Below are 8,660 nucleotides of genomic sequence, written 5' to 3' on the forward strand. Positions count from 1 at the left end.
TCTTTAGCGCCCCAAAATAAATTATAGAACCTATTTAATTATCGCCGTAAATGTTTCACGTGAAACATTAATGCTCGAATTATAAAACTAATGCGGGAGGAATAAAATTAATATTAGAATTTTAAAATTTGAAGATGAGTTGGATTGTTTCACGTGAAACAAATAGCCACGCAATTAAAGGTGCGTATTGTTTTGAATTTAATGTAACATCTCTTTATAAGCAAAGAAAAATTCAATTGTTTCACGTGAAACAATTTTTAAAAAATGATTAAATTGTCCTATTTTACAAGTTTTTATTCGGGGAGTATGGTATAATATTTTTGTGTATTTGTATTAAGAAAATGAGGTGAGCCTGTGGGAAAAATAATAGCCATAACAAATCAAAAAGGTGGAGTCGGCAAGACGACCACATCGGTTAATTTAAGTGCTTGTATTGCGAAATTAGGCAAAAAAGTGCTGCTTATTGATATGGATCCACAGGGAAATGCCTCAAGCGGACTTGGCATTGATAAAGATAATTTAGAGCTTTGTATTTATGATGTTTTAATCAATGGCATGACGATGAATGATGTTATCGTGCCAACAGCTCTTAAGAAATTGAAGATTGCACCTGCATCCATAGATTTGGCCGGAGCCGGTGTTGAATTGGTAAACTTACCAAAGCGCGAGCATATTTTGAAAAAGGCGTTAAAAGAAGTAAAAGATGACTATGATTTTATTTTCATCGATTGCCCGCCATCACTCGATTTGCTCACCCTCAATGCGATGACTGCCGCTGATGGTGTATTGATTCCGATTCAAAGTGAATTCTATGCACTGGAGGGAGTTAGCCAGTTGATTAATACCGTTAACTTGGTTAAAAAATCCTTGAATGAAAAACTTGAAGTTGAAGGTGTATTGTTAACCATGTTTGACGGTCGTACTAATTTATCGATTCAAGTGGCGGATGAAGTTAAAAAATTCTTCACTACTAAAGTGTATAAAACTATCATTCCTCGGAATGTGCGTTTAAGTGAGGCGCCCAGCTATGGCGAACCGATCATTATTTATGATCCGAAATCCAAGGGGGCCGAAGTGTATATGAAATTAGCCAAGGAGGTCATCAAAAATGCCTAGAGACAGTAAGAAAAAAGGTGGTCTCGGCAGAGGTGTGCTTTCCTTGCTGCCGCAAGATGAGCAGAGAACTGCATCCGCGGCCACAGCCAATATTGATGAAGCCGCTAAAACGGGAATTGTTGAATTACCGTTAACGGAAATCGAGCCTAATCCAAATCAGCCACGTCGTAATTTTTTAGAAGATGAAATGGCAACATTGGTGGAATCGATTCGTCAGTATGGTGTGATTCAACCTATCGTAGTTTGTAAAATGGATGATAAATATCAAATAGTGGCGGGCGAACGTCGTTGGCGCGCTGCCCAGTTGGCGGAACTTACGACCATACCGGTAGTCATTAAAGACTACAGTATGGAACAGATTACGGAAATCGCCTTAGTGGAAAATTTACAGCGTCAAGATTTGGACCCTGTAGAAGAGGCATATGCGTATAAGCGCCTTATGGATACGTTTAAAAAGACGCAAGAGGCCATTGCCACTCGCTTGGGACGCAGTCGTTCTCATGTGGCCAATATGGTGCGCCTACTGCAGCTGCCGGATTTTATTCTTACAGAATTATCCCTTGGCGATATTTCTATTGGTCAAGCCAGACCACTATTGAGTTTAAAAAATAAAGAATTACAAAAAGAAGCATTAAAGCTTATTAAAGAAAAAGAATTAACGGCCCGCCAGGTGGAAACACTGGTTAAGCAAATGCTTGACGGTACCTATGGTAAACAGGGCAAAGCAAGAACGAAAGCTCAGCAAACAGCTGAGTTACGGGCTATTATGGACCGCTTAAAAGTGAGTCTCGGCATGCCCGTAGATATTAAAGTTAAAGCAGGTAATAAGGTACAAGGGAAAATGGAGATAGCCTTCCGTAGTGAAGAGGAGTTAAACTATCTCATAGATTATATAGAGGCCCAAGGTATGGGTGAAGTTGAGGGAGCTTCTCCTGCACAGACTGAAGTTGACGCTGATGAATCGGCTTCCATTTCATTTCACGTTTAACCGCTAACCTATTTTCATACGGTTGGAGCGGTTTACGTTATATTAAAGGTAGGTAAGTAAGAAGCTATGACAAGTATGGAACAAACACCAAAAGCAAATCGTGTACATATCGGTTTTTTCGGCCGCTGTAATGCAGGTAAATCTACCTTGATTAATATGTTGACTGGACAGCCAATTGCATTGGTTTCGGAAGTAGCCGGTACAACTACGGATCCGGTGAGCAAAGCCATGGAAATTTTGCCATTAGGTCCGGTTGTTATTACCGATACAGCCGGCGTTGACGATACGTCGGAGTTGGGACCGCTGCGTATTAATAAGACAAAAGAATTATTGCCGCGCATGAACTTGGCCGTGTATGTTTTGAAAACCGATGCGGCACTAACAGCAGCGGATATGGAATGGCTTGGTTTGTTGCAACGTCAAAATGTAAATACTTTACTTGTTTTAAATGAAGTGGCCGGTATTACCGCTGATTCTTACATGGCACAAGCCGGTGCTGTATTGGGTGATTTGAACTTGGCCTATATAGGCGCTGACTTATTGAAAAATGATAAACAGAGAGTTATTTTAGAAAAATTAGGTTCTATGAAACCAAAAGACGGTGAAGATGAGCAATCTTTATTGGCCGGTTTGGTAGAGCCGCATGATGTTATTCTTTTGGTGTGCCCCATCGATGAGGCTGCGCCAAAAGGGCGTATTATTTTGCCGCAAGTGCAGATGATTCGTGAAATATTGGATGCTCATGGTATGGGTCTTGTAGTGCAAACGGAAGAAGTTTCGGCAGCTCTTGCTAAATTAGGGGTAAAACCAAAAATGGTAATCACCGATTCGCAGGCTTTTGATGCCGTGGCTCAGCAGGTGCCGGATGACATTCCGCTTACATCCTTTTCTATTTTGATGGCTCGTTTTAAAGGTAATTTAAAAACATTGGCAGCCGGCGTGAAAGCTGTTAAAAACTTAAAACCGGGCGCTAAAGTTCTGATTAGTGAAGGCTGCACCCATCATCGTCAATGTGATGATATCGGTACGGTTAAAATCCCGCGTTGGTTAAAACAGGCGGGGTATGAAAATTTAGATTTGCAATGGACCAGCGGTGGCGCTTTCCCGGAAAATGTAAAGGACTTCGATTTGATAATTCACTGCGGAGCCTGTATGTTGACGCGCCGTGAAGTATTGCGCCGCCTGGATGTATCAGAACAACAAGGGGTGCCTATCGTAAATTATGGCGTGCTAATTGCGTCATTACATGGTATACTAGACCGTGCACTTAGTCCCTTTGCTTCTGAGTTATAAGTAGGCTTGAGGCATTTGAATGTAACAATAATCACACATTTGTGATATAATAAAAGTTCAGCTATAAGATATAATTTGGTTGAATTATGGACTCCTTAAAAGGAAAAAACAGCATATTATAGCCTTGCTATTTCATGTTATTGATGAAATAGGCTGTAATTTAATATTAAATTCATTATATTCGTATAATTTTAAATAGAAAGGCATATCATGTTAGAAAATATGCAACTTTGGATCGCCACTGCCGGCGGTTTATTACTCATTGTATTATTTCTCTATTGCCTCGTACTGCAAAGTAAAATTAATTCCTTAAGTAAGCGATATGATTATTTTATGCGCGGTGAAAATGGCAGTAGTTTAGAGCGTAAATTATCTGTAGAAGTCAAAGAATTGCGTGATGCGGCGGAATCGATTGAAAGTTTATTCCAGCAGCAGGAAGCAATTCAGGCGACACAGCACAATACATTTCAGAAAATTGGTTTTGTTAAATACAATGCCTTTGAAAATATAGGAAACGACTTATCGTTCTCCGTAACTTTATTGGATGGTAATAACAACGGGATTTGTATTTCCAGTGTATATGGACGCAGTGAATCTCGTATTTTCAGTAAACCTATTGTTAACGGTAAAAGTCTTGCCAGTCTTTCTCAGGAAGAAATGGAAAGCTTGCAGGAAGCTTTGGGCACGAAGAGCAATGAAGAAGCTCTTATCAGCGCTTCCGTAGTAAAATAAGATAGATACATCTTGTTACAACAAATTTAATGATGAAAGGATTGTAGTAAAAAGAAGGAGTTGGGGCAATATATGAAAATTCCGGACTTTTTGGCACAGCATGTGCAAAGTCAGGGCGATTCGTATACGTTGCAAATAACGAAACAACAATGGCGCTGGGTTTTGACCGGCTTCGTATTGTTATTGGTTGTTACCTTAGGCTTCGGCATCTGGGGCATTACGCGTCAGGCTGAAGTTATGCAATTGCGGCAACAAACGCAATTACAGACGGAACAATTGAAGCTATTGCAACAAAAAACTGAGATTTTAGATAAAAAAATGGAATCGTTGGACCAGTTGGATAAAGAAATTCGCCAAATGGTTAAGGGCTCCGAATCCGGTACGATACCGCAAGGTGGTGGAGAAGCACAAACCCCGCAGGCGGCTTCCGGCGATAAGGATGAGCCTGGCGGTGCCGCTAAAACAGATTCTAATAGCGCTGCAGCTAATGCCGCCGGCAGTTCCGGAACATCCGTAACAAGCTTGTCGGCTAAATTGTCGCGCCTTGACCGCTTGGCACAGCAGCGTATGGCTTCGTTTTATATGTTGCGCAATATTTTGCGTGACGGCGCAGGCCAGAATATTCGTGATTTACAATCGGTAGCATTTGCAGCCAATAATCCGGGCAATACATCGACTATGCCGTCTATTTGGCCGGCTAAAGGGGTTATTACGTCCAATTTCGGTACTCGTATCGATCCTGTTTATGGCGGTTCCGCTACCCATGAAGGGCTTGATATTGCTAATGACTACGGTACACCGATTATTGCTACTGCAGCGGGGACGGTTACCTTTGCCGATGCAACATCGGGCGGTTACGGTAATTTGGTAGAAATCGATCATGGTAATGGTTTTGTAACACGTTACGGCCATAACTCGGTTTTACTTGTTCATGCAGGCATGCAGGTAAAACAAGGTGACACGATTGCTTTAATGGGTAGTACCGGTAAGAGTACGGGTAGCCATGTTCACTATGAAGTGGATATTAACGGCGTAGCTGTAGATCCGTTGTTATTCTTGCCGATTCAGTAGCATTCTTGTTAATTCACTAACTTTATTGCTGTTTAGAATTTGGCACCGAGAGCCGGGTAGTATTTGGCGAATAACCGAATCAAATCCTATATGAAAATTGAATAAGTTATCATAAAAACTAAAGGCTATAACACTCATAGATTGTCTTATGATTAGGAAAATTATTAGAATTTTCTTGTTTCATAATGGCATATTTGAGTTGTTATAGCCTTTTTGATAAAAAAATTTAAAAGATTTTTCAATGTATACAGTTTTTATATAACGTTAGCGGTTTAGATGTGGTAAAATGATAATATACAAATGTGTAAAGGAGGTCCATCATGGATACGTATGTGCAAGTCTATACGGGCGATGGCAAAGGTAAAACGACTGCTGCTATAGGGTTGGCGATTCGTGCCTTAGGAGCAGGCAAAAAAGTGTTGTTTTTGCAGTTCATGAAATCGAAGGTTTACAGTGAACATAAAATTTTACCGACCTTACCGAATCTGACCTTAGAGACGGTAGGTAAGCCTTTTTTTATCATCCAAGAAGGAGTCAAAACCAAAGAAGAATTGGCTCGTTGGGGTGATGAAGTTGTTGTATTTCCTGTCGGCAAACCGCCGGCTGATTATGTAACGCTTATAGCTAAAGGCATGGAACGAGCTAAAGAAGCAGTAAGTTCCGGCGAATATGATGTGGTAGTACTTGATGAATATGTAATGGCCCTGTTTTTCGGACTTATCAGTCGCGAAGATACGGAAGCTCTATTGGCACATCGTTCACCGAAGACCGAATTGATTTTTACCGGTCGTGGGGCTCCTGATTGGCTCGTCGAAGCAGCTGATTTGGTTACTTCTATGGAAGAGGTAAAACATTATTATACCAAAGGTGTTTTAGCTAGAGCCGGCATTGAAAACTAACCACAATAAATTCAGATAGAATTCTTTAAATTAAGATTTCTAAAATAGAGGAATTTTCTCTCTATATGGAGAATATTAATAAGAATGCCTTTTTCAGGTAGCTGAAAAGGCGGCGGATATAGAGAAAACCGCAAGACGTTACTATAGGAGGGTAGGTGTTGCCTGTGACCTGGCTAGCCATAGTGCTACTGGTTATTTTTGTTCTGATTATAGTCGCTATTTTTAACCCCATTACATACGCTGTTGAATTAGTAGGCCGTAAACCGTATAAAGCGCGCTTATTTGTTCAATGGTGGGGCAAAATGTTTCGCATTCACTTTGCCTATGAGCAAGGCAAGCCTTTTTTCAAAGAAGTTTATATTTTGCGTAAAGCAAAATTGGGCGATGTCCGCGATTATGAAGATTGGTTGTCCCGCCGCGTAGCGGAAGAGACGGCTGAACCTGATGAATCCAAGGTCTATGAAGAAGAGTTGGACAAAACGCGGATACAACAGGAAGAAGGCGAAGAAGACACTACACCTAAGACGGTGATTAAGAGTGTACGCTTTGATGCTGACGGCAAGCCTGTAGAAACAGTGGAAGAAGTCACTGAAAAAAGCGGTGACCGCATTGTCATGACGAACCCGACTACGGGTGAAGTGGAAGGCACTATATCACCAAGTGAATTGCGAGCTCAAAATGAAGCGGCAGCCGCTAAGGCAACACGGCAAGCTGAAGAAGCCAATGAGGCCGATAAAGCTGATGCTGGCAGCAAGCAAGCTGACGAAGACGCTAAGACTGAAGAAAAGGCAAAAGACCCTTATAAATGGTGGTGGGTTAAACATGTAACCAACGGTGCCTTATATGAGAAATTATTGCTTTTTACCAAGCGTTGTTACAATCATTCGAAACCGCGTCACTTTGAAATCGAAGGCACATTCGGTACGGGCAATCCATATCAAATGGGCTTGACCGCATCCGCCTTATATTCGATTTGGCCTGAAAAAATGACTAATGTGGAACTTAGTTTCGTTGAGCCCGCTTTTGAAGGCAGCTTAGACGTGCATGGTCGTATCAGCCCAGGCGTACTTGCTTTTTACGGTACCTTGTTTGCCGTATCTAAACCGGTGCGAGACCTTTTAATTGATGCGGTAAAATTTGCCTTGCGCTATCGCAAAGCACAAAAAGCTAAAAAAGAAGCGGAAGCTAAAGAGTCTGATAATAAACAGGCTACAGACAAAAATAACAAAGCTAAAAAATCAGAAGCAAAAGATAAAGCAGCTGCGTAACGCGTTGCTACGATACTAACTATTATCGGTGTGAAGTACACATGCGTTAAGGAGGATCCTCATGGAAAATAAATGCACCTTTGTTAAAGAGAATTTACAACCTATTTTTGAAAAATTCAAAGATATGATTAAAGTGGAAACTGTAGTAGGCGAAGCGATTCAGATCGGCGATGCTACACTCGTTCCATTTGTAGATGTAACCATGGGTTTCGGTACCGGTGGTGCCGGTAAAGCTGACTGCGGTGGCGCCGGCGGCGGTGCTAAAATGGAACCGACTGCTATTCTTGTTATCAAAGGCGAACGGGTAGAATTATTCAACATCAAAGGTTCTGCTAAATACAGTGGTTTTGATCGCCTTATCGGTATGGTTCCTGAAATTATCTCCAAGTTAAAAAAGGACCAATATATTTATATCAACGAAAATGATGAAAAATAAAATATTATTTCTCCGAACAGCCTCTTTATTAAGGGGCTGTTTAGAGTATATAATTGGTTTTAGCGATAATTCATTTGATGTTCATTATCAATCGGTATGATGAATACATGACAAAAATGAATATTGAATACTAAATTAATTTTTTTAGATATTGTAGTTTCTCTATATTTCTGTTACTATAGTGAATATAGGGCTACATAATACGCTCTAGTTTTGTAAGGAGGTCTTTGGGACATGAATTTTAAAAAGAATCTTGCTGCTTTAGCAGTTATTGGAACAATTGGTTTAGGTGCTGCCAGCGCAGCTAATGTTGGCGTAGTTAATATGGCTCAGGTAATGCAGGCATACCCTGGTTACGGCGCTATTCAAATGCAAGCTCAGAAAGTTGAACAGGAATACGCTCCAAAACTTCAGAAATTGGAAAACGAAATCAACGCTATCAAAGACGAAAAAGCAAAACAGGAAGCTATCGATAAAAAATATGCTCCGGTAGCTCAGAAATACAACGAAGAAATGAACAAAATCTTCGCACCGGTTGATTCTAAAATCCAAGAAAGATTGGATCAGGTACGTGCTCAGAAAAACTTACCTTTCATCGTAGCTAACCCTACAGTAATCGTAAGCATCGAACCAAACTCTACTGCTGAAAACGTAACTGACGACGTAATTGCTTTGTTGAAATAAGCAAGTAACTTCATTAGTTAGGGACTGTCATATGACAGTAGACCCTCATTAAAAAAGCGAGTCAAGGATGACCTTGGCTCGCTTTTAACATATATGAGGCTATAGAATAAGGGGCCTATAGGACATTTTGAGTTGGTTTTTAGGGGCTGTAACGAAATTGAGTTTTTTAACTC

At 40.7% G+C, this 8,660-nt stretch carries 9 protein-coding genes; all 9 read left to right on the forward strand.

Going from position 1 to position 8,660, the window contains the following annotated elements; translation table 11 throughout:
- Positions 1–354 precede the first annotated feature (354 nt).
- The 9 genes from QZL64_RS02195 to QZL64_RS02235 all read left to right on the forward strand — a co-directional run bounded on the left by QZL64_RS02195 (position 355) and on the right by QZL64_RS02235 (position 8,487).
- Entirely contained in the window at positions 355–1,116 is a 762-nt protein-coding gene (locus tag QZL64_RS02195; protein WP_021840412.1) for a ParA family protein, read from the forward strand.
- Positions 1,109–2,104, forward strand: coding sequence for a ParB/RepB/Spo0J family partition protein (locus QZL64_RS02200; RefSeq protein WP_021840413.1), 996 nt, complete (start codon positions 1,109–1,111; stop codon positions 2,102–2,104). Before QZL64_RS02195 ends, QZL64_RS02200 begins: the two co-directional genes overlap by 8 nt.
- 75 nt (positions 2,105–2,179) lie before the next feature.
- Positions 2,180–3,397 (forward strand): [FeFe] hydrogenase H-cluster maturation GTPase HydF, encoded by a 1,218-nt coding sequence (gene hydF, locus QZL64_RS02205; protein ID WP_021840414.1) that lies wholly within the window; start codon positions 2,180–2,182, stop codon positions 3,395–3,397.
- A 210-nt stretch (positions 3,398–3,607) separates the two neighbouring features.
- Positions 3,608–4,129: a DUF4446 family protein gene (locus QZL64_RS02210; protein ID WP_021840415.1), complete on the forward strand. Its 522-nt coding sequence runs from the start codon at positions 3,608–3,610 to the stop codon at positions 4,127–4,129.
- 72 nt (positions 4,130–4,201) lie between these two features.
- Positions 4,202–5,200 carry a M23 family metallopeptidase gene (locus tag QZL64_RS02215; protein WP_021840416.1) on the forward strand — a complete coding sequence of 333 codons (999 nt, stop codon included), beginning with the start codon at positions 4,202–4,204 and terminating at the stop codon, positions 5,198–5,200.
- 320 nt (positions 5,201–5,520) lie between these two features.
- Positions 5,521–6,099, forward strand: a complete 579-nt coding sequence (locus QZL64_RS02220; protein ID WP_021840417.1) for a cob(I)yrinic acid a,c-diamide adenosyltransferase — start codon at positions 5,521–5,523, stop codon at positions 6,097–6,099.
- A gap of 158 nt (positions 6,100–6,257) precedes the next feature.
- On the forward strand, positions 6,258–7,367 hold the full coding sequence (locus tag QZL64_RS02225) for a hypothetical protein (protein ID WP_296309178.1): 1,110 nt from the start codon (positions 6,258–6,260) through the stop codon (positions 7,365–7,367).
- A gap of 61 nt (positions 7,368–7,428) precedes the next feature.
- Positions 7,429–7,803 (forward strand): GerW family sporulation protein, encoded by a 375-nt coding sequence (locus QZL64_RS02230; RefSeq protein WP_021840419.1) that lies wholly within the window; start codon positions 7,429–7,431, stop codon positions 7,801–7,803.
- A 234-nt stretch (positions 7,804–8,037) separates the two neighbouring features.
- Complete coding sequence (locus tag QZL64_RS02235) at positions 8,038–8,487, forward strand: OmpH family outer membrane protein (protein ID WP_021840420.1); 450 nt, start codon at positions 8,038–8,040, stop codon at positions 8,485–8,487.
- Positions 8,488–8,660 lie beyond the last annotated feature (173 nt).

The sequence above is a fragment of the Veillonella sp. CAG:933 genome (assembly GCF_000431435.1).
Lineage (GTDB): Bacteria > Bacillota > Negativicutes > Veillonellales > Veillonellaceae > Veillonella_A.